The organism is Cupriavidus phytohabitans (genome assembly GCF_000426345.1).
Lineage (GTDB): Bacteria > Pseudomonadota > Gammaproteobacteria > Burkholderiales > Burkholderiaceae > Cupriavidus.
Map to the genome: position 1 here is coordinate 65,522 of NZ_AUFE01000018.1, position 25,025 is coordinate 90,546.

21 protein-coding genes are annotated in these 25,025 nt (G+C 66.3%); 7 read left to right on the forward strand and 14 right to left on the reverse strand.

Features of this window, described 5'->3' with window-relative positions; translation table 11 throughout:
* Nucleotides 1-35 precede the first annotated feature (35 nt).
* From K309_RS0115460 to K309_RS0115495, 8 genes are all read right to left on the reverse strand, one after another.
* Complete coding sequence (locus K309_RS0115460; protein ID WP_029047273.1) at nt 36-1,580, reverse strand: SpoVR family protein; 1,545 nt, start codon at nt 1,578-1,580, stop codon at nt 36-38.
* A gap of 131 nt (nt 1,581-1,711) precedes the next feature.
* Entirely contained in the window at nt 1,712-2,974 is a 1,263-nt protein-coding gene (locus K309_RS0115465; protein ID WP_029047274.1) for a YeaH/YhbH family protein, read from the reverse strand.
* Between the two features lie 37 nt (nt 2,975-3,011).
* A complete protein-coding gene (locus tag K309_RS0115470) occupies nt 3,012-4,934 on the reverse strand; it encodes a PrkA family serine protein kinase (RefSeq protein WP_029047275.1) in 1,923 nt (640 codons plus the stop codon).
* A 457-nt stretch (nt 4,935-5,391) separates the two neighbouring features.
* Entirely contained in the window at nt 5,392-6,579 is a 1,188-nt protein-coding gene (locus K309_RS0115475) for an acyl-CoA dehydrogenase family protein (RefSeq protein ID WP_029047276.1), read from the reverse strand.
* 117 nt (nt 6,580-6,696) lie between these two features.
* Nucleotides 6,697-7,476 carry an enoyl-CoA hydratase/isomerase family protein gene (locus tag K309_RS0115480; RefSeq protein ID WP_029047277.1) on the reverse strand — a complete coding sequence of 260 codons (780 nt, stop codon included), beginning with the start codon at nt 7,474-7,476 and terminating at the stop codon, nt 6,697-6,699.
* A gap of 41 nt (nt 7,477-7,517) precedes the next feature.
* On the reverse strand, nt 7,518-8,501 hold the full coding sequence (locus K309_RS0115485) for a Bug family tripartite tricarboxylate transporter substrate binding protein (RefSeq protein ID WP_029047278.1): 984 nt from the start codon (nt 8,499-8,501) through the stop codon (nt 7,518-7,520).
* A 34-nt stretch (nt 8,502-8,535) separates the two neighbouring features.
* The gene (locus tag K309_RS0115490) at nt 8,536-10,260 is read right to left on the reverse strand and encodes a long-chain fatty acid--CoA ligase (protein WP_029047279.1); all 1,725 of its coding nucleotides are present in this window, start codon (nt 10,258-10,260) and stop codon (nt 8,536-8,538) included.
* 38 nt (nt 10,261-10,298) lie between these two features.
* Nucleotides 10,299-11,312, reverse strand: coding sequence for a Bug family tripartite tricarboxylate transporter substrate binding protein (locus K309_RS0115495; protein WP_029047280.1), 1,014 nt, complete (start codon nt 11,310-11,312; stop codon nt 10,299-10,301).
* A gap of 278 nt (nt 11,313-11,590) precedes the next feature.
* On the opposite strand from K309_RS0115495, the gene K309_RS0115500 reads away from it, so the two are divergent.
* A complete protein-coding gene (locus tag K309_RS0115500) occupies nt 11,591-12,775 on the forward strand; it encodes an AraC family transcriptional regulator (RefSeq protein WP_029047281.1) in 1,185 nt (394 codons plus the stop codon).
* A gap of 6 nt (nt 12,776-12,781) precedes the next feature.
* On the opposite strand, the gene K309_RS0115505 is transcribed toward K309_RS0115500, so the two are convergent.
* The 3 genes from K309_RS0115505 to K309_RS0115515 all read right to left on the reverse strand — a co-directional run bounded on the left by K309_RS0115505 (nt 12,782) and on the right by K309_RS0115515 (nt 15,246).
* Nucleotides 12,782-12,988, reverse strand: a complete 207-nt coding sequence (locus tag K309_RS0115505) for a DUF6494 family protein (RefSeq protein WP_029047282.1) — start codon at nt 12,986-12,988, stop codon at nt 12,782-12,784.
* 91 nt (nt 12,989-13,079) lie between these two features.
* Complete coding sequence (locus tag K309_RS0115510; protein ID WP_029047283.1) at nt 13,080-14,330, reverse strand: CaiB/BaiF CoA transferase family protein; 1,251 nt, start codon at nt 14,328-14,330, stop codon at nt 13,080-13,082.
* 1 nt (nt 14,331) lies between these two features.
* Entirely contained in the window at nt 14,332-15,246 is a 915-nt protein-coding gene (locus K309_RS0115515; RefSeq protein ID WP_029047284.1) for an SDR family NAD(P)-dependent oxidoreductase, read from the reverse strand.
* Nucleotides 15,247-15,540: 294 nt separating this feature from the next.
* Between K309_RS0115515 and K309_RS0115520 the strand changes: the two genes are divergently transcribed.
* Nucleotides 15,541-16,443 carry a LysR family transcriptional regulator gene (locus tag K309_RS0115520; protein WP_029047285.1) on the forward strand — a complete coding sequence of 301 codons (903 nt, stop codon included), beginning with the start codon at nt 15,541-15,543 and terminating at the stop codon, nt 16,441-16,443.
* A gap of 34 nt (nt 16,444-16,477) precedes the next feature.
* On the opposite strand, the gene K309_RS0115525 is transcribed toward K309_RS0115520, so the two are convergent.
* Complete coding sequence (locus tag K309_RS0115525; protein ID WP_029047286.1) at nt 16,478-16,987, reverse strand: DUF2628 domain-containing protein; 510 nt, start codon at nt 16,985-16,987, stop codon at nt 16,478-16,480.
* 150 nt (nt 16,988-17,137) lie between these two features.
* Complete coding sequence (locus K309_RS0115530; protein WP_029047287.1) at nt 17,138-17,605, reverse strand: MgtC/SapB family protein; 468 nt, start codon at nt 17,603-17,605, stop codon at nt 17,138-17,140.
* A 509-nt stretch (nt 17,606-18,114) separates the two neighbouring features.
* Here K309_RS0115530 and K309_RS0115540 point away from each other — a divergent pair.
* The 5 genes from K309_RS0115540 to K309_RS0115560 all read left to right on the forward strand — a co-directional run bounded on the left by K309_RS0115540 (nt 18,115) and on the right by K309_RS0115560 (nt 23,708).
* The gene (locus K309_RS0115540) at nt 18,115-19,284 is read left to right on the forward strand and encodes an acyl-CoA dehydrogenase family protein (RefSeq protein WP_029047288.1); all 1,170 of its coding nucleotides are present in this window, start codon (nt 18,115-18,117) and stop codon (nt 19,282-19,284) included.
* Nucleotides 19,285-19,294: 10 nt separating this feature from the next.
* Nucleotides 19,295-20,494 carry a CaiB/BaiF CoA transferase family protein gene (locus K309_RS0115545; RefSeq protein ID WP_029047289.1) on the forward strand — a complete coding sequence of 400 codons (1,200 nt, stop codon included), beginning with the start codon at nt 19,295-19,297 and terminating at the stop codon, nt 20,492-20,494.
* Between the two features lie 80 nt (nt 20,495-20,574).
* Nucleotides 20,575-21,969: an MmgE/PrpD family protein gene (locus K309_RS0115550; protein ID WP_029047290.1), complete on the forward strand. Its 1,395-nt coding sequence runs from the start codon at nt 20,575-20,577 to the stop codon at nt 21,967-21,969.
* A 10-nt stretch (nt 21,970-21,979) separates the two neighbouring features.
* On the forward strand, nt 21,980-22,804 hold the full coding sequence (locus K309_RS0115555; RefSeq protein ID WP_029047291.1) for an HpcH/HpaI aldolase/citrate lyase family protein: 825 nt from the start codon (nt 21,980-21,982) through the stop codon (nt 22,802-22,804).
* A gap of 37 nt (nt 22,805-22,841) precedes the next feature.
* On the forward strand, nt 22,842-23,708 hold the full coding sequence (locus tag K309_RS0115560; RefSeq protein ID WP_029047292.1) for an HTD2 family dehydratase: 867 nt from the start codon (nt 22,842-22,844) through the stop codon (nt 23,706-23,708).
* A gap of 142 nt (nt 23,709-23,850) precedes the next feature.
* Here the strand turns inward: K309_RS0115560 and K309_RS0115565 are convergent, their stop codons facing one another.
* Nucleotides 23,851-24,201 carry a hypothetical protein gene (locus K309_RS0115565; protein WP_029047293.1) on the reverse strand — a complete coding sequence of 117 codons (351 nt, stop codon included), beginning with the start codon at nt 24,199-24,201 and terminating at the stop codon, nt 23,851-23,853.
* Nucleotides 24,202-25,025: the final 824 nt, after the last annotated feature.

Consider the following 25,025-nt stretch of genomic DNA (forward strand, 5'->3'; position numbering starts at 1 on the left):
AGGCAACGCGCGCGCTTGCTCGGCGGATGAGGCGCTCAGGCGGCCAGGCTCAGGCCGCCGTGCGGCTTGCGATGCCGGCGCTCCGGCTTGCACTCGTACTTGAGTTCGGTGCGCCCGTCTTCATAGGCCACTTCCAGCCGCACGGTAAAGCCCCACAGCCGCGTCAGGTGCCGCACCACTTCGTCGAAGTTGTGCGCCAGCGGCCGGCGGTCATTCTGCAGGTGGCGCAGCGTCAGTGAGCGGTCGCCGCCGATATCGACATTGGTGACCTGGATATTGGGCTCCATGGTCGACAGGTCATACTGCGCCGCCATCAGCTGGCGGATCGCGCGATAGCCCTCGTCGTCGTGGATGGCGGTGACGCGCAGCTTGCCCTCGCGGTCGTCGTCAAGCACCGAGAAAAGCTTCAGTTCGCGGATCACGCGCGGCGACAGGAACTGCAGCAGGAAGCTCTCGTCCTTGAAGTTGCGCATCGCAAAGTCCAGCGTCGTGCGCCAGTCGCTGCCCGCAATCTCCGGCGCCCAGCGGTAGTCCTCGTCGGTCGGGTTCTCGCACATGCGGCGCAGGTCCTGGAAGATCAGGAAGCCCACCGTGTATGGATTCAGCCCGCTGTAGTAGGGGCTGTGGTACGGCGGCTGGTAAATCACGTTGGTATGGGCCTGCAGCAGCTCCATCATGAACGCGTCGTTGACCAGCTTTTCTTCGTAGAGCTGGTGGATGATGGTGTAGTGCCAGAACGTTGCCCACCCTTCGTTCATCACCTTGGTCTGGCGCTGCGGGTAGAAGTACTGTGCGATCTTGCGCACGATGCGCACGATCTCGCGCTGCCACGGCGCCAGCTTGGGCGCGTTCTTCTCGATGAAGTACAGCAGGTTCTCCTGCGGCTCCGGCGGGAACGTCATTTCCGGCGTTTCGTCCTCGGCCGTCAGCGCATGCGGGCGGTGCTTGGGCAGCGTGCGCCACAGGTCGTTGACCTGCATCTGCAGGTAGTTCTCGCGATCGGCCTGGCGCGCCTTCTCTTCGGTGATGGAGAGCTTCTTGGGCCGCTTGTAGCGGTCCACGCCGTAGTTCTGCAAGGCGTGGCAGGAGTCGAGCAGCAACTCCACTTCCTGTTCGCCGTAGCGCTGCTCGCACTCGGCCACGTAGTTCTTGGCAAACAGCAGGTAATCGACGATGGCGTCCGCGTTGGTCCAGGTGCGGAACAGGTAGTTGCCCTTGAAGAAGGAATTGTGGCCGTAGCAGGCATGCGCGATCGTCAGCGCCTGCATCGGCATGGTGTTCTCCTCCATCAGGTAGGCGATGCAGGGATTGGAGTTGATGACGATCTCGTAGGCCAGGCCCATGTGGCCGCGCTGGTAGCTGCGCTCCGACGCCAGGAAGTGCTTGCCGTAGGACCAGTGGTTGTAGCCCACCGGCAGGCCCGCCGACGCGTAGGCGTCCAGCATCTGCTCGGCCGTGATGATCTCGATCTGGTTGGGGTAGGTATCCAGCCCGAATTCGCCGGCGATGCGGGCGATCTCGCGGTCATACCGGTTGACCAGCTCGAAGGTCCATTCCGAACCCGTGGACAGATAAGCCATCTTTGCCCCTTGTTGCGGGCAAGGCCGCCGACCGCGCAGGCGCGCACTGGCGCGCCCGCGTGGTCCGCGTTGCCTTGCCACCAGACTTCACTGCGGCCTTCGCTGCCGGTTGCCGCGGCAGCAGGCCCCAACTAAGCCGCCCGCTTCTGGAACAGGTCGTGCAGCACCGGGTAGATCTCGTCCGCGCCGATGATGCGCTGCATCGCAAAGTGCTCGAACTGGCTCTTGACCGTCAGATACTCTTCCCAAAGGTTCTGCGGCTCCTCGGACGCCACTTCCACGTATGCATAGTACTGCACCAGCGGCAGGATCGACTCGCGCAGCAGGCGGCCGCACAGCTCGGAATCGCCGGCCCAGTTGTCGCCGTCGGAGGCCTGCGCGCAGTAGATGTTCCACTGGCTTGGCGGATAACGGTCATGGACCACTTCCACCATCAGCTTCAGCGCGCTCGACACCACGGTACCACCGGACTCGCGCGAGTGGAAGAAGTCTTCCTCTTCGACCTCCTTGGCCACCGTGTGATGCCGGATGAACACCACGTCGATACGCTCGTAGTTGCGCTTCAGGAACAGGTACAGGAGCATGAAGAAGCGCTTGGCCAGGTCCTTGCGGCTCTCGTCCATCGAGCCGGACACGTCCATCAGGCAGAACATCACCGCCTGGGCCTGCGGGCGCTTCTTGAGCACGCGGTTGTTGTAGCGCAGGTCGAGCTTCTCGATAAAAGGCACGCGGTCGATGCAGGCACGCAGGTGCCGCATCTTCTCCATCAGTTCAAGCGTGCCTTCGGCGTAGGGGCCGTCCTTGTCCAGCGCCTCGGCATACTCCAGCTCCAGGTCGCGCAGGCGCTTCTGGTAAGGGCTGGACAAGGCGATGCGCCGCCCGATCGAGCTGCGCATGGTGCGCAGGATCGACAGGTTGGACGGTGTGCCGTCGATGGAATAGCCGGCGCGCACCTTGCGCACTTCGGCGATCTTGGCCAGGTGGCGCTTGGCCAGGTCCGGCAGCGCCATGTCCTCGAAGAAGAAATTGAGGAAATCCTCGCGCGACAGCGTGAAGACGAAATCGTCCTCGCCTTCGCCGCTGTCGCTGGCCCGCGAACCGCTCCCGCCACCGCCCTGCTGCTGGCGGTCGAAGGAATCACCCTTGACGAACTTCTTGTTGCCAGGGTGAATCCACTCGCGCCGGCCGCCCGGGCCGTGGTGGAAGATCGGTTCGGTGATGTCCTTGACCGGAATGGACACCTGGCCGCTCTGCTCGATGTCCATGATCTTCCGGCCGGACACCGCCTTTGCCACCGCCTGCCGTATCTGTTCGCGGTAGCGCTTGATGAAGCGTTGCTGGTTGACGGCACTCTTGTTGCCGCCGTTCTCGCGCCGATCGATGACCGTAGCCATATGTTGCCCTCGTTGAGAGACTGCTTCCGCGGCGCCGTTACGATGATTTTCTTACGCGCAGATACCACTCCACCAAAAGTCTCACTTGCTTGGGCGTGTACCCCTTCTCGACCATGCGGTTGACGAAGTTCTCGTGCTTGTCCTGGTCTTCGCGAGAAGACTTGGCGTTGAACGAGATCACCGGCAGCAGATCCTCCGTGGTGGAGAACATGCGCTTTTCGATCACCATCCGCAGCTTTTCATAGCTGGTCCAGACCGGGTTCTTGCCCGCGTTGTTGGCCCGCGCCCGCAGCACGAAGTTGACGATCTCGTTGCGGAAGTCCTTCGGGTTCGAGATACCCGCCGGCTTCTCCACTTTCTCCAGCTCGTCGTTCAGCGCGTTGCGGTCGAGGATTTCGCCGGTGTTGGGATCGCGATATTCCTGGTCCTGGATCCACAGGTCGGCAAATACCACATAGCGGTCGAAGATGTTCTGGCCATATTCGGAGTACGACTCCAGGTAAGCGGTCTGGATCTCCTTGCCGATGAACTCCACGAACGGCGTGGTCAGGTACTCCTTGATGTACGAAAGCAGCTTGGCTTCCTGCTCCGGCGGGAACTGCTCGCGCTCGATCTGCTGCTCGAGCACGTATAGCAGGTGCACCGGGTTGGCCGCCACTTCGGTGTTGTCGAAGTTGAAGACCTTGGACAGGACCTTGAACGCGAAGCGCGTCGACAGCCCGTTCATGCCCTCGTCGATGCCGGCGTAGTCGCGGTATTCCTGGTACGACTTCGCTTTCGGGTCCACGTCCTTCAGGCTCTCGCCGTCATAGACGCGCATCTTCGAGAAGATGTTGGAATTCTCGGGCTCCTTGATGCGCGTGAGCACCGCGAACTGCGCCATCATCTTCAGCGTGTTCGGCGCGCACGGCGCCGCCGACAGCGAACTGCAGCGCAGCAGCTTGTCGTAGATCTTGACCTCGTCGGACACACGCAGCACGTACGGCACCTTGACGATGTAGATACGGTCCAGGAATGCCTCGTTGTTCTTGTCCGACTTGAAGGTGGTCCACTCCGCCTCGTTCGAGTGCGCCAGGATGATGCCGTCGAACGGGATCGCGCCGAAGCCTTCCGTGCCCTTGTAGTTGCCTTCCTGGGTCGCGGTCAGCAGCGGGTGCAGCACCTTGATCGGCGCCTTGAACATTTCGACGAACTCGAGCAGGCCGCGGTTGGCCAGGCACAGGCCGCCGGAATACGAGTACGCATCCGGATCGTCCTGCGGGAAGTCCTCGAGCTTGCGGATGTCCACCTTGCCCACCAGCGACGAGATGTCCTGGTTGTTCTCGTCGCCCGGCTCGGTCTTCGAGATCGCGATCTGGGACAGCACCGACGGGCGCAGCTTCACCACCTTGAACCTGGTGATGTCGCCGTTGAACTCGTGCAGGCGCTTGACTGCCCATGGCGAGGCAATCGTGTTCAGGTAGCGGATCGGGATACCGTAGTCCTCTTCCAGAATCTTGCCGTCTTCTTCCGGCGAGAACAGACCCAGGGGCGACTCGTGGATCGGCGAACCTTTCAGCGCGTAGATGGGGATCTGTTCCATCAACGCCTTGAGCTTCTCCGCGAGCGAGGACTTGCCGCCGCCGGGAGGCCCGAGCAGATACAGGATCTGCTTGCGTTCTTCCAGGCCCTGCGCGGCGTGCTTGAAGAACGAGACGATCTGCTCGATCGTGTCCTCCATGCCGTAGAAATCGCGGAAGGCCGGATAGATCCGGATGACCTTGTTGAAGAACAGCCGGGACAGCCTCGGATCGTGGTGGGTATCCACCAGTTCAGGCTGGCCGATCGCGGCGAGCATGCGTTCGGCAGCGGTCGCGTAGGCAGTGGGATCCTTCTTGCAGATCTCCAGGTACTCCTGGATGCTGTATTCCTCTTCCTTGCGGGCTTCGAAGCGCGTAGCGTAATGGCCGAAAATGTCCATACCTCACTCCCGTCAGAGTTCACATCCGAGGCGAAGGTAGTTCTACCCTTCAAGACTTCGCAATTTCCGCGGTTCGCCACCCCGGCTTGACGACCGGTGAATGTTGCGAAGACTTTACTTCATCATAGTCAAATAACGGCGATGGTGGAGTCCGAGTTGACGAATCTTGCATCGACGCAACGCTTGATTCCACGCTGCATTTATCGCCTGATTCCGCTGGTGGCGCTGTCAGCTTTTGGCTGATATTTCCACTCGGTGCCACACCCCGCGCGCGACGGGCCATTGACCATGCTTGTGACACACCTTACACCTTTCCGCAGATCCGTGCACAGCCGGTTTTGTAACCGGAAACACAAAAGCCGGCACAGGTGCCGGCCTTTATGTTGGTGGCAGAATCAGCTCGGACGCGCATCAGCATACGCACAGTGCTGATGCCAGCAAGCACTGCGCACGGCCATCAGAGCGTGCGTGCCACCAGCTCTTTCATGATCTCGTTGGAGCCGCCGTAGATCTTGCCGACGCGTGCGTTGGCGTACATGCGTGCGATCGGATATTCCAGCATGTAGCCGTAGCCGCCGTGCAACTGCAGGCACTCGTCGATGATCTCGCAATTCTTTTGCGTGCACCACCACTTGGCCATCGCGGCGGTCGCGGCATCCAGCGTACCCGCCATCAGGCGCATCATGCAGTCGTCGACGAAGGTGGCGGCGATGGTCGCCTCGGTCTTGCACTCGGCCAGGCGGAAGCGGGTGTTCTGCAGGTCGGCCAGCGCCTGGCCGAAGACCTTGCGCTCGCGCACATATTCGGTGGTGAGCTCGATCGCGCGCTGCATCGATGCGGTCGCGCCCAGCGCGATGATCATCCGCTCCTGCGGCAGCTGCTGCATCAGTTGGTAAAAACCCTGCCCTTCCTGCTCGCCGAGCAGGTTCTCGCACGGCACCAGCACGTCGTCGAAGAAAAGTTCGGCGGTGTCCTGGCCCTTCTGCCCGATCTTCTCCAGGATGCGGCCGCGGCGGAATCCCTCGAGGTCGCGCGTCTCGATCATGATCAGCGAGACGCCGCGCGAGCCGGCTTCCGGATCGGTCTTGGCGACCAGGCACACGAGGTCGGCGTGGTAACCGTTCGTAATAAACGTCTTTGCACCGTTTATGCGATAGCAATCTCCATTGGCGGTCTTTTCGCGCACCGCGCGGGTGCGTACCGATTTGAGGTCCGAGCCGGCGCCAGGTTCCGACATGGCGATGGCCGCGACCATCTCGCCGCTGGCCATCTGCGGCAGCCATTTCTTCTTCTGCGCTTCGGTGCCGTAGTTGAGCAGGTAATGTGCCACGATGCCGCTGTGCACGTTGTTGCCCAGGCTGGTGAAGATGGCGCGCGCCATCTCGCGCGTGATCACGGCTTCATGCGCGAAGTTGCCCCCGCCGCCGCCGTATTCTTCCGGGATGCTGGCACACAGCAGGCCGGCCTGGCCGGCGCGGCGCCACACTTCGCGGTCGATGTAGCCTTGCGCGGCCCAGCGCGCTTCGTTAGGCGCCAGCTCGCGCTCGATAAAGCGGCGTACGGTGTCCTGGAACATTTCCAGGTCTTCGGTCATCCAGGGAGTCTGGCGTGCGGCGGGCGCCGCATGTTGGTGTTGGGATGCCATAGGTGTGCGGATACGAGGGTAGACGGGTGATCGACAGTGGCAAGCGACGCCTGGCGTGGCCTGCCTGTATACGTAAACAATGGGTCGCCATGCTGCAAAGCAGCATGGCAGCGACGCTCAGCCAGGCCAGCGGTAGCGCAGCGGCTGCTTGGCCATGAAGCGGTCGGCCGCCTCGCGGCGGTAGCCGGTGGAGAAGGCGATGCCCTGTCCGTCCGCTTCCATCGCCAGCATGGTGTGCAGGTCCTGGTTGAGCGATGCGTTCAGCGCCTGCTTGGTCAGGCCCACCGCAACCGGCGAGGCCTCGGTGAAGGCGCGCGCCAGCGCCTGCGCGCGGCCGGCCAGGCTTTCCTCCGGCACGATTTCCATGACAATGCCAAGGTCTTGGGCGGCCTCGGCATCGAGTTCGCGCATCGAGAACATCAGCGCCTTGGCACGTTGCAGGCCGATCATCCGCGGCAAGGTGTAGAAAACACCACAATCGGGAATCAGGCCCATGCGCAGGAACGGCAGCCCGAAGCGCGCCCGCGGCGTGGCCAGGATGATGTCGGCGGTCAGCGCCAGGCTGAAGCCGGCACCGTAGGCCGCCCCGTTGACAGCGGCAATGACCGGCACGTCGAGCTGGATCAGGTCTTCCAGCCAGCCGTGCGCCTGCTGGAGCCGGCGGCGGCCTTGCGGCGCGTCGATCTCCACCTGCATCGAGCTGATGTCGCCGCCCGAGCAGAAGTCGGTGCCGGCGCCGGTCAGGATCATCGCGCGCACGCTCTCGTCGGCACGCACCTGGCGGATGGCTTCGCCGATTTCGCCGCGCATCGGGATCGACAGCGCGTTCTTGCGCTCGGGGTAGTTCAGGGTCAGGGTGGCGATGCCGTCTTCGATGGCAAAGCGGATGGTTTCCATGGATAGACTCCGGTATGCGATGCCGTGGCCGGCAGTGCCGCTCAGTCGAGCTGGATGTTGGCGTCGCGCACGATCTTTGCCCACTTGGGCATGTCGCCGCTGACCACCTCGGCCAGCTCCTGCGGGGTCGAGCCGACCGGCTGCAGGCCCATGCCGGCGAGCTTCTGCGAGACCTCGGGCAGTTTCACGATGCGTGCGGTCTCGGCCGCCAGCCTGGCGGTCACGTCCTTCGGCGCGCCGGCGGGCAGGAACAGCGCGAACCAGCCGTTGGGTTCAAACCCTTTCAGGCCCAGCTCGGCGAAGGTCGGCACATTGGGCAGCGCCTTGTAACGCTGGCTGCCGGTGATGCCGAGGATCCTGAACTTGTTGCTGCCCAGGTAGGGATTGGCCGAGGTCACGTCGACAAAGGCCGAATCCACCTGCCCGCCGAGCACGTCGCTCATCAGCGGCGCGGCGCCCTTGTACGGGATATGGGCCAGGTCGATGCCGGCCTGCTGGCGCAGCAGCTCGCCATGCAGGTGCGACGAGGTGCCGTTGCCGTAGGAGCCGTAGCTGAGCTTGCCGGACTTGGCCAGCGCCAGGAACTCTCGCATGTTGCTGGCCGGCACGCGGTTGGGCACGACGAACAGGTCCGAGGACTTGGCGATCAGCGACACCGGCGTGAAGTCCCTGGCCGCGTCGTACGGCATGCGCTTGTACAGGCTGGGCGACTGGATCATCGCGGTGATCGCCAGCAGCAGCGTGTAGCCGTCGGCCGGCGCCTTGGCGACGGTGTCGTTGCCGAGCATGCCGCTGGCACCGGGCTTGTTCTCCACCACCACCGGCTGGCCCAGGATCTCGGCCAGGCGCTGGCCGACCAGGCGGCCGACGGTATCGGTGCCGCCGCCGGCGGGATACGGCACGATCAGGCGGATCGGCTTGCTCGGATAGGGTTGCTGGGCGAAGGCCTGGCCGGGGGTGCCGAGGATGGCCGCACCGGCCAGGGTGCCGGCCTGCGCCAGCCAGTTGCGTCTGCTTTGCTGCATGCTGTGTCTCTCTGTTCCGTGTTTCGCTGCGCGCTCAGTCGCGCGGGGCTTCGGCCTGCATCTCGCGTTCCTGCAGGGCGCGCCACTGGATCTTGCCGGTGCCCGACTTGGGCAGCGCCTCGACGAACTCGACGATGCGCGGCACCTTGTAGGCGGCCAGCCGCTCACGGCACCAGGCCATGATGCGTTCGGGATCGGCCTCGGCAGTGCCGCGCGCCTCGGGGCGCAGCGCGATCACCGCCTTGACGGTCTCGCCGCGGCGCTCGTCGCGGGCGGCGATCACGCAGGCCTCGTGGATGGCCGGGTGGCCATACAGCAGGTTCTCCACCTCGGCGGGCCAGACCTTGAAGCCGGAGGCGTTGATCATGCGCTTGAGGCGGTCGCGCATGAAGAAGTAGCCCTCTTCGTCCATGAAGCCCAGGTCGCCGGTGCGCAGGAAGCGCTTGCCGTCGAGCTCGACGAACGAGGCCTCGTTGGCTTCGGGGTTGCGCCAGTAGCCCTGCATCACCTGGCCGCCATGCGCGACGATCTCGCCGGTCTGGCCTTGCGGCAGCTCTGCCAGCGTCTGCGGGTCGATCACGCGCGCGTCGACGCCGAAGGTGGCGATGCCCAGGCATTCGCGCTTGGGCTTGTGGCGCGGGTTGGACAGCAGGAACGAGGCGGTCTCGGTCATGCCATAGGCCTCGACGTAAGGCAGGCCGAAGCGCTCCTGCAACATGTTGGCGACCGCGTCGGGCATGGCGGCGCCGCCGCCGCCGAGGAAGGCCAGGCTCGACAGGTCGCGCTGCGCGATGCCGGGCTGGGAGAAGAAGTCCACCATCATGGCCGGCGGCGCGCCCCATACCGAGGCGCGGTAGCGCTCGATCAGGTCGGCGGCCAGCGCCCGGTCCCAGCGCGGCATCAGCACCACGGTGGCGCCGAGGTAGATCGGCGAATTCATGCAGTTCTGCATGCCGAGCAGGTGGAACATCGGCGCCACCGCCAGCACCACCGATTCGGGCGTGCTGCTGCGCCAGATCTGCGAGCCGACCGCGGCGGTCATCATGGTGCCGTGCGTATGCATGCAGCCCTTGGGGTTGCCGGTGGTGCCCGAGGTGTAGGCCAGCATGCACAGCGTGTCGAAGCCGGCCTGGTGCGGCAGCGCGCGATGCCCGGCCGCGCTGGCGGCATCCCATGCCACCGGCATCGCGCCGGATGGCGCCGCCCGCAGCACCGGCGCGGGCTCGCGCAGCCATGCCGGCACCGGCAGGCCGCCGTCGTCGCGCAGCATGCCGGCATAGTCGTGCACGATCACGTGGCGCAGGGCCGGGCCATGCAGCGGCGACAGGCACTGGTACAGCTCGCTGCCGGCGAAGGCGGCGACCGCGCCGCTGTCGGAGACCACGTGCGCCAGCTCGGCCTCCAGCCACATCGGGTTGGCCGGCACCACCACGCCTTCGGCGCGCAGGATCGCGTAGTAGGCCATGATGAACTGCGGGCAGTTCTGGCTGAACAGCAGCACACGGTCGCCGGGCTGGATGCCGCAGGCCTGCTGCAGGTAGCCGGCCATGCGCTCGATCTCGTCCTGCAGCTGCGCGTACGAGATCGAGGTGCCGAAGTACTGGATCGCGGTCTTGTCCGGATAGCGGCGCGCGGCGGCCTCGACGTTGTAGTACAGGCTGGTGCGCGGCGTGTGCAGCGTGGCGGGCAAGCCTGGCGGCCAGGCCGGCGACCGGGCCAGGGATTGGAACGGCAGGTTGGTACTTGTAGCAGGCTTCATTTGCAGCAGGTCAGCGGTTCAATTCGGAATATGGGAAATCAGTCCAGCCGGATGTTGTTGACGCGGATCACCTTGCCCCAGCGGGCGTAGTCGGTCCGCACGGTCTGCGCGAAGGCGTCGGGCGTGCTGCCGGTCAGCACGATCCCCATTTCGCCCATGCGCTTGCGCAGCTCGGGCTGGGCCAGCACGCGGTTGACCTCGGCGGCATACTTGTCGACCACCGCGCGCGGCGTCGCCGCCGGCAGGAACAGGCCGAACCAGCCCTGGCCGTCCATGCCGGCCACGCCGGCTTCACGGAAGGTCGGCACGTCCGGCAGTTGCGGCGAGCGCGCCGCGCCGGTCACGGCAAGCGCGCGCAGGCGGCCCGAGGCGTTGTGCGGCTTGGCCCCCATCACGGAAATAATGGCGGCCGGCACCTGGCCACCGAGCAGGTCGTTCAGCTCCGGCGCCTCGCCCTTGTACGAGACGTGCACCATGTCGAGCTTGGCCGACTCCTTGAAGATCTCGCCGTACAGGTGGCCGCTCGAGCCGGTGCCGTACGAGCCGTAGGAGAACTGCTTCGGCTTGGCGCGGACCAGCTCGATGAATTCCTTGATGTTGTTGGCAGGCACGGCGCTGTGCACGGCAAAGACCAGGTTGGTGGTGCCAAGCTCCGACACCGGCACGAAATCCTTGACCGGGTCGAACGGCGGCTTGGCGTAGAGGCTGGGCGCCTGCACCAGCGTGGTGATCGTCAGCAGCGCGGTATGGCCGTCGGCCTCGGCGCGGGCCACGGCTTCGGAGCCGATCATGCTGCTGGCGCCCGGGCGGTTCTCCACCACCACGGGGCGCTTCCAGGCCTTGCCCAGGCCGTCCGCCACCGCGCGCCCCAGCACGTCGGTGGCACCGCCGGCCGGGTATGGCACCACCAGCCGCACGGTCTTGTTCGGGAAGGCTGCCTCGGCCCAGGCCGTGCCCGAGGTCAGCAGCCCCACGCCCGCCGCCGCCAGCAATCCTGCCCCGAAGCGCCTCAATGCATCGCGAAGATCCGCACTACGACGATTTGCCTGCATCTGTTGTCTCCTTTGGTTTTTTTGCCGGGGCGGCTGGGGCCACTGGCCCCGGCTCACCCGGTACTGGCCGCCTTGGCGGGCCGGTTCTTGTATTAGCCGGAGAGTGCGCGATGCTGCGGTGCGTGGACAATGACCAGACGGGCCAAAATGATTGGCCGAATCGTTCAGGCAAAAGGCAGGCTTTGGCAAATCCCGATTGTGCGGTGCAGCCCGCGCTTGATAAGGTGGCGCAAAGACCGGAAATGCCCGCGCCGGCGCGTCACCTGACGAGGAGACCCATGCACACCGCTGTCCTGCCATCGCTGCGCCCGCCAGTACCGGGCAAGCTGCACATTGCCGGCGCCCTGACGCAGGGTCCGGTGCCCGCCAGCGCGCGCCTGCCCGGCTCGGCACAAGCCGGGGGAGCCGTGGCAGCCGTGACTGCGCAGGCCCCGGCACGCCACACGGTCGCCATCCAGCACGTGCACCGCATCCTTCAGGGTGCGCGCCGCCTCGGCCACGACGTCGACGCATTGCTGCGCCGCGCCGGCGTTTCGCCGGCACTGCTGGCCTCCCCCAGCGCGCGCGTGACCCAGGGGCAGTATGCGGCGCTGATCCGCACACTGCGCCGCGTCATGCGCGACGAGCTGTGGGGGCTGCTGGAGCGGCCGGTCCCGCCGGGCACGTTTGCCCAGACAGCCCGCGCCATGATCCATTGCGCCACGCTGGAAGACGCGATCCACGCGGCCATGCGCCTGTACCGGCTGCATCTCGATGCCTTTACACCGCGCCTGCATGTCAGCGCCGACGGCAGGGTTGCCTCGATCCGGCTGCAGCGGCGCGCGCCAACCTCCGCATGCCGCAGCTTCGCGGAATCGACCTTTGTGTTCCAGGGCTATGCGCTGGTGAGCTGGCTGGTGGCGCAGCATATCCCGCTGCTGCGCGTCGACCTGGCCAACGAACGCCCGCAGGGCTGCAGCGACACCGAACGCGTGTTCAAGACCGCCGTGCACTACGGCCAGCCGGTCACGGCGCTGCATTTCGATGCCGCCTGCCTGCGCCTGCCGGTGATGCAGGACGGCGACAGCCTGCGCGCCTTCCTGCAGGAAGCGCCGCGCAACCTGCTGATCCGCTACCGCGACAGCTGCTGCCTGGCCGAACGCATCCGCCAGCACCTGCGCTCGCACCTGAACGACGAACTGCCCTCGCTCGAGCAGATGGCGCGGATGCTGCGCCTGACGCCGCAGACGCTGCGCCGCCGGCTGCGCGACGAGGGCCGCGGCTACCAGAGCATCAAGGACAGCCTGCGCCGCGATGTCGCCATCGGCATGCTGGAGCACCCCGGCATGACGCTGCAGGAAGTGGCGCTGCGGCTCGGCTTCTCGGAGCCGAGCACATTCCACCGCGCGTTCAAGAAGTGGACCGGCGTGGCGCCGGGCGAGTACCGGTTGCGGGGGCTGCGCGGCGAGCTGGAGCCGGCCTGAGCCGCGCTATTCAAGCTGGATCTCGCCGTCGAATTTCGCCTTGAGCTTTGCCGCCGGCAGTTCCAGGGTCATCGTCACCGGAAAGCGTCCGGTGGCAGAGATGGCGCCGTCGGCGATGGCCTGGGCGATCGCCTGCTCGATCTCGCGCTGTGAACTGACGCCGACGACCTTGAGGAATTTGCGGATGCTGAGGTTGAAGGTTTCCTCATCCATGTGCTGTCTCCGGAAGCTGGGCGCGCGGTGCGCCCTGGAAACAGCCTAGGCGATGCGGGGGCTTTGTGCAGGCGCCCCCGGGACCTGTGCTTCAGATGACGCCCTGCTCCCGCAGCGCGGCAATGCGTGCGGCGGACAAACCCAGCACGCCTTCCAGCACGCGCTCGGTATGTTGTCCCAGTCGCGGCGGCGGCGCATCGTACTGCACCGGCGTCGCCGACAGCCGCAACGGGCTCTTGACGGTCGGGCAAAGGCTGCCGTCGTCGCGCACCAGGTCGACCTGCAGCTCGCGGTGCCGCACCTGCGGGTCTTCCAGCACCTGGCCGTAGTCGTTGATCGGCCCGCACGGGATGCCCTGCGCTTCCAGCGCCTGGACCCAGTGGGCGGTCTCCCGCGTGCGCATGTGCGCCTCCAGCATCGGCACCAGCGTCTCGCGGTGGACGATGCGGCCGGGACCGGTGGCAAAGCGCTCGTCGGCGGCCAGGTCGGCACGTTCGATGCCGCGGCAGTAGGCCTGCCACTGCCCGTCGTTGCCCGCCGCCACGATCATGTAGCCGTCGGCGGTGGCGAACACATGGTAGGGCACCATGTTGGCGTGCGCGTTGCCATAGCGCGGCATGGCCTGGCCGGTCACACGCTGGGCGATGATCGGCGTGGCACCGACCGCCACCACCGCGTCGAGCAGCGCCATGTCGATATGCTGGCCCTCGCCGGTGCGTTCGGCATGGCGCAGCGCGGCCAGCACGGCCACCGTGGCATACATCCCGGTCAGCATGTCGACCACCGCGACGCCGACCTTCTGCGGCCCGCCGCCGGGCAGGTCGTCGCGCTCGCCGGTGACGCTCATCAGGCCGCCGAGGCCCTGGAAGATGAAGTCGTAGCCGGGCTTGTGCGCGCTCGGCCCGGCCTGGCCGTAGCCCGTGATCGAGCAATAGACGATGGCCGGGTTGACCGCCTTCAGGCTTTCATAGTCCAGCCCGTAACGCTTCAGGTCGCCGACCTTGTAGTTCTCCAGCACGATCTGCGACTTCGCCGCCAGTTCGCGCACGATCGCCTGCCCTTCCGGGCTGGCGATATCCAGCGTCACCGACTGCTTGCCGCGGTTGGCGCCGGCAAAGTAGGTGGCGTCGCGCGACGGCTGGCCGTTCGCATCGGGCAGCCAGGGCGGCCCCCACGATCGCGTGTCGTCGCCGGCGCCGGGGCGCTCCACCTTGATGACCTCGGCCCCCAGGTCGACCAGGTTCTGCGCGCACCACGGTCCCGCCAGGATGCGCGACAGGTCGAGCACCCGCACGCCCTCGAGGGCGCCGCGGGTACCGGGCAGGGATTGCGCCCCCGCCATCTCAGATCGGATCCCAGCCGATCACGTCGGGCGAGCGCTCCAGCTTGAAGAAGCTGTTGCGCATCGCCGGCATGGCGATCTCGGCCACGCTTTCCGGGGTCCAGCCTTCGCTCATGTGCACCGAGCGCACGGGGCGCGGCTGGCTCATCAGCATGATCTCGTTGGCGCGCACCGCGAAGATCTGGGCGTTGACTTCAGACGCAGCGTCGCTGGCCAGGTACACCGCCACCGGGGCGATCTTGCCGGCTTCCATCTTCTGCAGCTTGGCGACGCGGGCCTTTTCTTCCGGCGTTTCAGCCGGGATCGAGCTGGTCATGCGGCTCCACGCGAACGGCGCGATGCAGTTCGAGCGCACGTTGAAACGCTGCATGTCCAGCGCGATCGACTTGGACAGCGCGGCGATGCCCAGCTTGGCCGCCGAGTAGTTGGCCTGGCCCAGGTTGCCGATCAGGCCCGAGGTCGAGGTCATGTGCACGTAGGCACCGCTCTCCTGGTCCTTGAAGTAATTGGCCGCCGCGCGGCTGACGAAGAAGGTGCCGTGCAGGTGCACGTCGATCACCGAGCGCCATTCTTCTTCATTCATCTTGAAGAACATGCGGTCGCGCAGGTTGCCCGCGTTGTTGACCACCGCGTCGATGCGGCCGAAATTGTCCAGCGCGCACTGCACGATGGCGTTGGCGCCGTTCCAGGTGGAGACGCTGTCGGTGTTGGCCACGGCCTCGCCGCCGGCGGCGCGGATTTCTTCCACCACGCGCTGCGCGGGGCCGGTGTCGGCGCCTTCCCCGGTCATCGACACGCCCAGGTCATTAACCACCACCTTGGCCCCGGCGGCGGCCATTGCCAGCGCGATGCCGCGCCCGATTCCGCCACCCGCGCCCGTCACCAGCGCGACCTTGCCTGCCATCAAACCGCTCATTGCCTTGCTCCTCTCAAATTCCCTGAAATCCTGTCGTCCGGTCACCGCTGCCATCGGTAGGGTGATCACGATGCGTACGGCGACATCGGTGTGTACGGCGCGATGATCGTCCGGATTCGCCGTTCGCATGCCGGTCCGGCCCCAATTCCGGTGCGATTATCGGCACGCCGCCTGAGGGGCGACGCCCGAGTGCTGTCATTCCGGATGTCATTGCCGCGTCGGATACGATAAATTGGCACCCGCGTCTTTGGAATTCACGAATCACAAAAGTGGCCTTTGGCCTGACGGAAGCCCATGCATTACGACCTGACCGATCTGCGCCTTTTCCTGAACGTCGGCGAGACGGAAAACCTGACCCGCGCCGCCGAGCGCAGCTTCCTGTCGCTGCCGGCGGCCAGCACCCGGATCAAGCAGCTGGAAGAGGCTTTCCAGACACAATTGCTGATCCGCCAGGTCAAGGGCGTGCGCCTTACTCCGGCTGGCGACGCGCTGCTGCGCCATGCGCGGGAGGTCTTCCGGGAGTTGGAATGCCTGCATGCCGACCTGCGTCCCTATGCCAAGGGCATCAAGGGGCGCGTGCGGTTGCTGGCCAACACCACCGCCACCAATTCCTTCCTCGCCACCGGCGTGTCGCGTTTCCTGACCGAGAATCCCGACATCGATATCGAACTGGAAGAGCATCTGTCGCAGGAAATCGTGTCTGCCATCAGCGCGGGCGCGGCCGACCTCGGCATCGTGGCGGGTGAAGTCGCGACCCAGGACCTGGACGTGATGCACCTGTGCAGCGACGAGCTGATCGTGATCGCGCCGGTGAACCACCCGCTGCCGGCGTTCAAGCGGCTGCATTTCGCCGACCTGCTCGATACCTGCCGCTTCGTCGGGTTGAACCAGTTCAGTGCGATCCAGTCGTTCCTGGACCGCATCGCCAGCGGCATGGGCAAGCGCATCAGCCTGCGCATCCAGGTCGGCAGCTTCGACGCGGTCTGCCGCATGGTGGAGGCCGGTGCCGGCATCGCTATCGTGCCCAACAGCTGCGCGCGGCGCTACGCCAGCCGCAAGGTGCTGCGCTTCATCCAGCTGGAAGACGAATGGGCCAAGCGCGAGCTGCGCCTGGTCCGCCGCCCCGGGCGCGAGTTGCCCCAGTTCGCCGAAACCCTGATCCAGTACCTGGTCGACGCGTCCCGCGAGCCGGTGTAAGTGCTGGTGTAAGTGCTGGTAAAAGCGCGGCGCCCTAGCCGGCGACCAGCCCCGTGGAGTGCGCCACCAGCCCGGCCAACGGGCGCAGCGACACCGCCATGACCACCAGCAGCAGCCCCATGGCGAATACTCCCGGCCAGCTGGTGCGGCCGCAGCGCGCCAGCGAATCGTGGATCAGTTCCGGCGACCAGTGGTACTCGCGCAGGCGCCGGATGGTGGACTCGGCATGCCAGCGGTACAGCTGGTTGCCATACATGCCCAGCAGCAGCGCCAGCGCATAAAGCAGCGGCCGGGACAGCGCCAGCGGCATGTCGACGCGGAACAGCGCATGCAGCACCGGCTCCGTGCAGACGATCAGCGCATAGACGCCCACTTGCCAGTACATGCGCCGGTAGGCCATCCAGAACGGGCCCAACAGGCACGCCGCCCAGTTCCACGACATGCCGCCGCGCACCTCGGCCAGAGCCCAGCGGCCGCTGTAGTACGCGTAGCGCGGGCCCACGAAAGCGGCCAGCGCCGCATCGTCACGGATCGATGATTTCATGCCACCCCCCTGCCTGCTGCCTGCCCCGTCATCGCGGAACAGCGTCTGCACAGCATAGGCCGGTGCGCGCCGGCGCTGCGTGCGCTGGCGCGCATTGAAAGCAGATTGGCGCAAGCCGGGGGCAAGGCTCGCGTATTGTGACCCGTAGCGCTATTTCAGGCGCAGCAGGATCTGCAGGATGACCAGCGTAAAAATCGTGGCGATCACCGCCGTGGTGTCGCGCCCGAGGCCGGCCGCCACGCCGATTGCCGCCACCATCCAGATGCTGGCTGCCGTGGTCAGGCCCTTGATGTCGGCTTCGCTGTTGTGTTTCAGGATCGCACCCGCGCCCAGGAAGCCGATCCCGGCGGTCAGCCCCTGCAGCACGCGGCTGATGTCCGACAGCGGCACGCCCGCCTCCAGCGGCACCAGCACGAACAGCGCCGACCCCAGCGCCACCAGCATATGGGTGCGCAGCCCGGCGGCCTTGCCCGAGGCCTCCCGCTCATAGCCGATCAGGCCGCCCAGCACCACCGCCACGGTCAGCCGCAGCAGGATGCGGGTGGCGTCACCGGCGTCGGACACATCGCTGAACTCGGCGCGGATGGCGCTGTAGATTTCCGACCAGACCCCGTCCATCGCTCGCCTCCAGGTGCTGTGGTACAGACCTGAGCGTAGCACGCGTCGCGGGTCCCTGGCGCTGGCCGCGCGCTCGATGCGGCGGCGCCTTACCGGTCCGTGCGGCGGCGTCCTACACGGCAAGCGGAACCTCCCCGACAGTCCCGCCGCGGGCCCGACCCTATATTGGAATCACCACGACTAGTGCAAAACAGGAGCTACACCATGCCCTACATCCTCGCCTGGCTACTTGGTGTCCCGGCCTTTGTCCTGATCCTGATCTGGCTGTTCGTACACTGACACCAACCAACCCGCGGGGCCGCGCGCCCTGCCATTCAAAGACCCGTGGAATACCGCGGAAACGCCCGGCACAGCCGGGCGTCTTGCATTACGCGACCCGCTGCGCAACCAGGTGCATAGCGCGCCGCAAGCGCTTCCGGCGGCCCTAAGCCGCTCTTTCGCAAATCCGAATTTCGGCGAGCCGGGGGGTCGGGAATAATGGTCCCATTCGAAATAGACGGGGCCTCCCCATGCTTGCAGAACAGGATCCGGAACTGCTGTATCCCGAAATCCGCGAGGCCGTGCGCGACCTTTGCGCCGGCTTCGATTCGGCATACTGGCAGCGCGTGGAAGAGCAGGAAGCCTTTCCCGAGCGCTTCGTGCAGGCGCTGACCCAGGCCGGCTGGCTGTCGGCCCTGATTCCCGAGACCTATGGCGGCTCGGGCCTGTCGCTGACCGCGGCCTCGGTCATCATGGAAGAAATCAACCGCAGCGGCGGCAATTCCGGCGCCTGCCACGGCCAGATGTACGTGATGGGCTGCCTGCTGCGCCACGGCTCCGAGGAACAGAAGCAGCGCTGGCTGCCCGGCATCGCCTCGGGCGAGCTGCGCATGCAGTCGATGGCCGTCACCGAGCCCACCACCGGCACCGACACCACCAAGCTCAAGACCACCGCGGTACGCCAGGGCGACAAGTACGTCGTCAATGGCCAGAAAGTATGGATTTCGCGCGTGCAGCACTCCGACCTGATGCTGCTGCTGGCGCGCACCACGCCGCTGGACCAGGTCAAGCGCAAGTCCGAGGGGCTGTCGGTGTTCGTGGTCGACCTGCGCGATGCCATCGGCAAGGGCCTGACGGTCAAGCCGATCCGCAACATGGTCAACCACGAGACCAACGAGCTGTTCTTCGACAACCTCGAAGTGCCGGCCGCGAACCTGATCGGCGAGGAAGGCAAGGGCCTGAAATACATCCTCGACGGGCTCAACGCCGAGCGCATCCTGATCGCCGCCGAGTGCGTGGGCGACGGCTACTGGTTCGTGGAGCGCGCCAGCAACTATGCGCGCGACCGCATCGTGTTCGACCGCCCGATCGGCCAGAACCAGGCCGTGCAGTTCCCGATCGCGCGCTCGTATATCAACGTCGAAGCCGCCAGCATGATGCGCTACAAGGCCGCGCAGCTGTTCGATGCCGGCAGGCCGTGCGGCAAGGAGGCCAATATCGCCAAGCTGCTGGCCGCCGATGCTTCATGGGAAGCGGCCAACGTCTGCCTGCAGACGCACGGCGGCTTCGGCTTTGCCGCCGAGTACGACATCGAGCGCAAGTTCCGCGAAACGCGCCTGTACCAGGTCGCGCCGATCTCCACCAACCTGATCCTGTCCTACGTGGCCGAGCACGTGCTCGAACTGCCGCGTTCGTTCTGAGGCTTTTTGCATGTCCCCTGACAACTCCAAAGGCATCCGCCCGCTTGACGGCATCCGCGTGGTTTCGCTGGAGCACGCGGTTGCGGCCCCCTTCGCCACTCGCCAGCTTGCCGACCTTGGTGCCCGCGTCATCAAGATCGAGCGTCCCGGCGTGGGCGACTTCGCGCGCGGCTATGACCAGTCCGTGCACGGCCAGGCCTCGTACTTTGTGTGGCTCAACCGGGGCAAGGAAAGCCTGACCCTGGATCTGAAGGATCAAGAGGCGCAGACCATCCTGCACCGGCTGCTGGCTGATGCCGATGTGCTGGTGCAGAACCTCGCCCCCGGCGCGGCCGCGCGCATGGGCCTGGACTTCGACAGCCTGCACGGCAAGTACGACAAGCTCATCGTCTGCGACATCTCGGGCTATGGCGACTCCGGTCCCTATCGGGACAAGAAGGCCTACGACCTGCTGATCCAGGCCGCCGCCGGCCTGGTGGGCCTCACCGGCGGCCCGAACGAGCCGTCGCGCGCCGGCGTTTCGATCGCCGACATCTCGGCCGGCATGTACGCCTACAGCGGCATCCTTTCGGCCCTGCTGCAGCGTGGCCGCACCGGCAAGGGCCTGCGCGTGCAGGTGACCATGCTCGAGGCGATGGCCGAGTGGATGAACCAGGTCCTCTACTTTGGCCACTACGGCGGCAAGCCGCCGGCGCGCTTCGGTGCTTCGCATCCGACCATCGCACCGTATGGCGTGCATCGCACCGGCAATGGCAGCGTGATCTTCAGCGTGCAGAACGAACGCGAGTTCGCCAATTTCTGCGAGATCGTGCTCGGCAACCGGGAACTGGCGCAGGACGAACGCTTCTCCAGCAATACGGCCCGCGTGCGCAATCGCCCCGAACTCACCGCCATCATCGAAGCGCGCTTCGCGTCGATGACGGTGGCGCAGGCCGAGGCACTGCTGGACGCGGCGCAGATCGCCAATGCCCCGATGAACGACATCGAGGGCGTATGGAACCATCCGCAGTTGCAGGCACGCCAGCGCTGGCGCGAAGTGGCCACCCCGGGCGGTCCGATCGGCGCGCTGCTGCCGCCCGCCAACCTGTCGGGCGTGGAGCCTGTCATGGGCGACGTACCGGCACTGGGCGCGCATAGCCGGCAGATCCTGGCCGAACTCGGCTACGCCGACGGCGACATCGCCGCGCTTGCCGACAAGCAGACCATTTGAACGCAAGACGCCCGGCTGTCCCGCACAGACCACCGGGCTTCACTCCATTTCCACGCAACCAATTCCGCACCGGAGCCTGCATGAGCCAAGCCGCAGACACCAACTACCCGACCCGCCAGCTGTGCCAGTTCCTGGCCGACTTCAAGCTCGCGGACGTGCCCGCGCCCGTGATCGAGCGCACCAAGGACCTGTTCCTTGACTGGATCGCCTCGGCCATCGCCGGCAAGGACGCTCCCGCCGTGCGCCGCCTGCAGGAATTCGCTGCGGCCATGGGCCCCGCTCAGGCAGAAGGCAAGAACAGCGCCGAAGTGCTGGTCGACCGCCGCCGCACCTCGCCCTACTTCGCCGCGCTGATCAACGGCGCCTCGTCGCACGTGGTCGAGCAGGACGACGTGCACAACGGCTCGGTGCTGCACCCGGCCGCGGTGGTGTTCCCGGCCGTGGTTGCCGCGGCGCAGGCCGAAGGCAAGACCGGCGCCGAGGTGCTGCTGGCGTCGATCGCCGGCTATGAGGCCGGCATCCGCATCGGCGAGTTCATGGGCCGCTCGCACTACACCGTGTTCCACACCACCGGCACCGTCGGCACGCTCGCCGCCGCTGCCGCCGTCGCCAAGCTCTACAACCTGGATGCCGAAGGCATCAACCAGGCGCTGGGCTCGGCCGGCACGCAGGCCGCAGGCCTGTGGGAGTTCCTGCGCGACGCCGCCGATTCCAAGCAGCTGCACACCGCCAAGGCCGCGGCCGATGGCCTGCAATCGGCCTGGCTGGCGCGCGCGGGCTTCACCGGCGCGAAGCAGATCCTTGAAGGCAAGCAGGGCATGGCCGCCGGCATGTCGAGCGACGCCAATCCCGCCGCGCTGACCGACGGCCTGGGCACCCGCTGGGCCACCGCCGAGACCTCGTTCAAGTTCTTCGCCTCGTGCCGCCACACGCACCCGGCCGCCGACGCGCTCAAGGTGCTGATGCAGCGCGAAGGCATCGGCGCGGACCAGATCGCCAGCGTCACCACCCACGTGCACCAGGGCGCGATCGACGTGCTCGGCCCGGTGGTCAACCCGGCCACCATCCATCAGGCCAAGTTTTCGATGGGCACGGTGCTGGGCCTGGTTGCCGTGCATGGCCACGCCGGCCTGGCGGAATTCGAGCAGTACGCGCTGCCCGACGCGAAAGTCGTCGACTTCCGCGGCAAGGTCACGATGGAACTCGACCAGGAGATCAACGCCGCCTACCCGCGCCAGTGGATCGGCCGCGTCACGGTGAAGACCACCGACGGCCGCACGCTCGCCGCGCGTGTGGACGTGCCCAAGGGCGACCCGGACAACACCCTGTCGCGCCCCGAACTGGAAGCCAAGGCGCTGCAGCTGGGCGCGTTCCGCAACGGTGCCAGCGAGGCCGAGATGCGCGCCATCATCGCGCGCGTGTGGGCACTGGAGCAGGCTCCCAACGTCAACGACTGGCTGCCCGCCGCACGCTGAGGAACGCTGCATGACCACTGCCGTCACTTACCTGTTCGTCCCCGGCGACCGGCCGGAGCGCTTTGATAAGGCCGCCGCCGCGGGCCCCGACGTGATGATCCTCGACCTCGAGGACGCCGTGCATCCGGACGCCAAGGCCGCCGCGCGCGAGGCGATCGGCGCCTGGCTGGCTGGCAAACCCGCCGCGCGCGCCATGGTCCGCATCAACGACAGCGCCTCGCCCGCGTTTGCCGCCGACCTGGCCTGGCTGCGCGCGCTGCCGGCCGGCAGCGCGCTGGCCGGGCTGATGGTGCCCAAGGCCGAGGACGCCGCCGCGCTGGCGCAGATCGCGCAGGCACTGCACGCCATCAATCCGCAGGGCGAGCTGGTTGCCATCATCGAAACGGCGCTCGGCCTGCACCAGGTCGATACCGTGGCCACGGCCAGCGGCGTGGCGCGGCTGGCATTCGGCTCGCTCGACTATGCCGTCGACCTGGGCTGCAGCCACACCCGCGACGCACTGGCGTTTGCCCGCGCCCGCATCGTGCTGGCTTCACGCGTGGCCGGACTGCCGCCGCCGGTAGACGGCGTCACCACCGCGCTGAAGGATGAAGCCGTGCTGGCCAGCGACGTCGCCTACGCGCGCGAGCTGGGCTTTGCCGGCAAGCTGTGCATCCACCCGGCGCAGCTTGGCGCGGTGCGTGCCGGCTTCCTGCCCAGCGCAGAACAGCTGGACTGGGCCCGCCGCGTGCTCGACGCCACCGCCAGCGGCAGCCATGCCGTGCAGGTCGATGGCAAGATGGTCGACCGGCCTGTGATCGAGCAGGCCAAACGCCTGCTGGCGCTGGCGCAATAGCACCCCGCCTTCCTGTCTAACCCGAACCTGCAAGCCCATGACTGACGCCACTTCCGAACTCGAACGCCTGCGCGGCTGGATCGGCCGCAGCGAATCACGCACCGAAACGCTGTCGCCCGAACCGGTGACCGGCCTGGCCGCCACCTTCGACCTCGACCCCGAGGCCATCGCCGCGGGCCCGCTGCCTCCGCTGTGGCACTGGCTGTATTTCCTGCCGCGCGCCCAGCAGCGCGACATCGGCCGCGACGGCCACCCGCACCTCGGCGGCTTCATGCCGCCGGTGCCGCTGCCCCGGCGCATGTGGGCCGGCAGCGAGCTGACCTTTAGCCATCCGCTGCATATCGGCGATACCGTCACGCGCACCTCCACCATCGCGGACGTGCAGTACAAGACCGGCCGCAGCGGCGAACTGTGGTTCGTCGCGGTCGACCATGAACTGACGGTGAACGGCAAGACCGCGATCAACGAGCGCCACGACATCGTCTACCGCGCCATGCCGGACCCGTCCAAACCGCAGCCGCCGCGCCCGCGCCTGGAACACACCGCCCAGTGGCAGCGCACGCTGCAGGCCGACCCGGTCATGCTGTTCCGCTATTCGGCGCTGACCTTCAACGGCCACCGCATCCACTACGACCGCAGCTATACCCGCGACGTGGAAGGCTATCCCGGCCTGGTGGTGCACGGCCCGATGCAGGCCATGCTGATGCTGGACCTGGTGGCACGCGAGCTGCCACAGACGCGCGTGAAGCGCTTTGGGTTCCGGGGGCTGGCGCCGTTGTTTGATCAGGACATCATCACCGTTGGCGGCGCGGCCGATCCGGCGCAGGCTGGCAGGCTGGTGCTTTGGACGGGCGATGATGCTGGCGGGCAGGCGATGCAGGGGTGGGCGGAAGTGGAAGGTTAAGAGCCTGAAGCCTTATCCGCACCGCTGGTTTGCTCCCCTCTCCCGCTTGCGGGAGAGGGGCAGGGGGTGAGGGGCATACCGCAGGCCTTACTTCGTCAGACACGCCCGCCCTCACCCAAACTCAGCGCCCAACCTCGATTGGTTACCCGACCATCGCGTCCTCAATTCCCTCCGCGACGTCTTCTACCCTGTCGGCCAGCAATCCAAGGGACGCCTGACACAGCCCTCGCAACGCATCCAACGTAGCCGCCTGCAAGGCTACGCTTCCCTCTTCCTGTGCATCGCATTCGCTGTGGGTCACCAACGTCAGCACGCATGCAGTCCCTCGCGCAACCGCATCGGCCTGGTCCAACAGATTCAACAACAAGAGTTGCCGGGGAACAGGCAGCGCGTCCTTACGCGCTGCACGGCGGGTTTCGGGACTGAACCGGGAGAGGGAATCATCAAGTCGAGGCGGGATAAAGGCTTCGGATTCGATGTTGGGCTGATGCATTGCTGACCTCCATATCGTAGATGTGAAGGCCCGCCGCTCATTCTCACCTGAGGTGGCGGGCCAGACGACGGGGGTGAGAAAACCGGACGATACGGAAACCGGCCCAGCCGAAGCTGGCCCCGCCCGGCCCGCCGTAAAGTGAAGGCGCACACAAGCGCAACGGACTCGAAAATTGCCGCTTGCGCGACCGTCCGTGTATCGTAAACCGGGTTCTCACACCCGACTCCTGTTGATCAGGAGCCCAGCCAGTCTAGAGAACCCTGCCGTTCACAATCAAGGCGCAGATTGTGAAGGATTGATACGCTAAGTCAAGCGCCAATGCAGGCGATGCCTGGAGGGCTTGGGGTACTGATGACATGCTGCGGCCGTTGAACCGCCTGGTTCCGCCCTCCTGGGCGGGTCACTTTTTGGCCGAGCGCCAAAAAGTAACCAAAAAGCGCGTCGCCTGAGCGGCTGGCTGGGCCAATTTGGCGCTTCTGGTGATATGGGCGGCTTTGGTCTCAGTGAAGCGCAGTCGCGGTTCCAACCTGCTACGCCAGGTGAGTGAGTGTGGGTGCCTGGCGAATACCCACTTTTGAACAATCCCCAGGACGGGTGTAGGCCGCCTGCTACCTGCGGCATCGCATCATCGCCTACGGCTGCGCTGCGCGCCGCTCAGTCTCGCCGGTGAGGTGCCCTGGCACGGGCCCGCATCGCTTCGCTCGCTAGGCGGCAACGGCAATGGCCAGGGGAGATCGGCCGCGCTGCCATGTTAGGGCACGCGCGCAGCGCAGCCGAAGGCGTCCCACCGATAATGCACTCAGCAGGCGGCAACAACAGACCAC

Excerpts from the sequence above, each read along its gene's own strand:
- K309_RS0115460 (WP_029047273.1), bottom strand. The coding sequence starts at position 1,580 with ATGGCTTATCTGTCCACGGGTTCGGAATGGACCTTCGAGCTGGTCAAC.
- K309_RS0115465 (WP_029047274.1), bottom strand. The coding sequence starts at position 2,974 with ATGGCTACGGTCATCGATCGGCGCGAGAACGGCGGCAACAAGAGTGCC.
- K309_RS0115470 (WP_029047275.1), bottom strand. The coding sequence starts at position 4,934 with ATGGACATTTTCGGCCATTACGCTACGCGCTTCGAAGCCCGCAAGGAA.
- K309_RS0115475 (WP_029047276.1), bottom strand. The coding sequence starts at position 6,579 with ATGGCATCCCAACACCAACATGCGGCGCCCGCCGCACGCCAGACTCCC.
- K309_RS0115480 (WP_029047277.1), bottom strand. The coding sequence starts at position 7,476 with ATGGAAACCATCCGCTTTGCCATCGAAGACGGCATCGCCACCCTGACC.
- K309_RS0115485 (WP_029047278.1), bottom strand. The coding sequence starts at position 8,501 with ATGCAGCAAAGCAGACGCAACTGGCTGGCGCAGGCCGGCACCCTGGCC.
- K309_RS0115490 (WP_029047279.1), bottom strand. The coding sequence starts at position 10,260 with ATGAAGCCTGCTACAAGTACCAACCTGCCGTTCCAATCCCTGGCCCGG.
- K309_RS0115495 (WP_029047280.1), bottom strand. The coding sequence starts at position 11,312 with ATGCAGGCAAATCGTCGTAGTGCGGATCTTCGCGATGCATTGAGGCGC.
- K309_RS0115500 (WP_029047281.1), top strand. The coding sequence starts at position 11,591 with ATGCACACCGCTGTCCTGCCATCGCTGCGCCCGCCAGTACCGGGCAAG.
- K309_RS0115505 (WP_029047282.1), bottom strand. The coding sequence starts at position 12,988 with ATGGATGAGGAAACCTTCAACCTCAGCATCCGCAAATTCCTCAAGGTC.
- K309_RS0115510 (WP_029047283.1), bottom strand. The coding sequence starts at position 14,330 with ATGGCGGGGGCGCAATCCCTGCCCGGTACCCGCGGCGCCCTCGAGGGC.
- K309_RS0115515 (WP_029047284.1), bottom strand. The coding sequence starts at position 15,246 with ATGAGCGGTTTGATGGCAGGCAAGGTCGCGCTGGTGACGGGCGCGGGT.
- K309_RS0115520 (WP_029047285.1), top strand. The coding sequence starts at position 15,541 with ATGCATTACGACCTGACCGATCTGCGCCTTTTCCTGAACGTCGGCGAG.
- K309_RS0115525 (WP_029047286.1), bottom strand. The coding sequence starts at position 16,987 with ATGAAATCATCGATCCGTGACGATGCGGCGCTGGCCGCTTTCGTGGGC.
- K309_RS0115530 (WP_029047287.1), bottom strand. The coding sequence starts at position 17,605 with ATGGACGGGGTCTGGTCGGAAATCTACAGCGCCATCCGCGCCGAGTTC.
- K309_RS0115540 (WP_029047288.1), top strand. The coding sequence starts at position 18,115 with ATGCTTGCAGAACAGGATCCGGAACTGCTGTATCCCGAAATCCGCGAG.
- K309_RS0115545 (WP_029047289.1), top strand. The coding sequence starts at position 19,295 with ATGTCCCCTGACAACTCCAAAGGCATCCGCCCGCTTGACGGCATCCGC.
- K309_RS0115550 (WP_029047290.1), top strand. The coding sequence starts at position 20,575 with ATGAGCCAAGCCGCAGACACCAACTACCCGACCCGCCAGCTGTGCCAG.
- K309_RS0115555 (WP_029047291.1), top strand. The coding sequence starts at position 21,980 with ATGACCACTGCCGTCACTTACCTGTTCGTCCCCGGCGACCGGCCGGAG.
- K309_RS0115560 (WP_029047292.1), top strand. The coding sequence starts at position 22,842 with ATGACTGACGCCACTTCCGAACTCGAACGCCTGCGCGGCTGGATCGGC.
- K309_RS0115565 (WP_029047293.1), bottom strand. The coding sequence starts at position 24,201 with ATGCATCAGCCCAACATCGAATCCGAAGCCTTTATCCCGCCTCGACTT.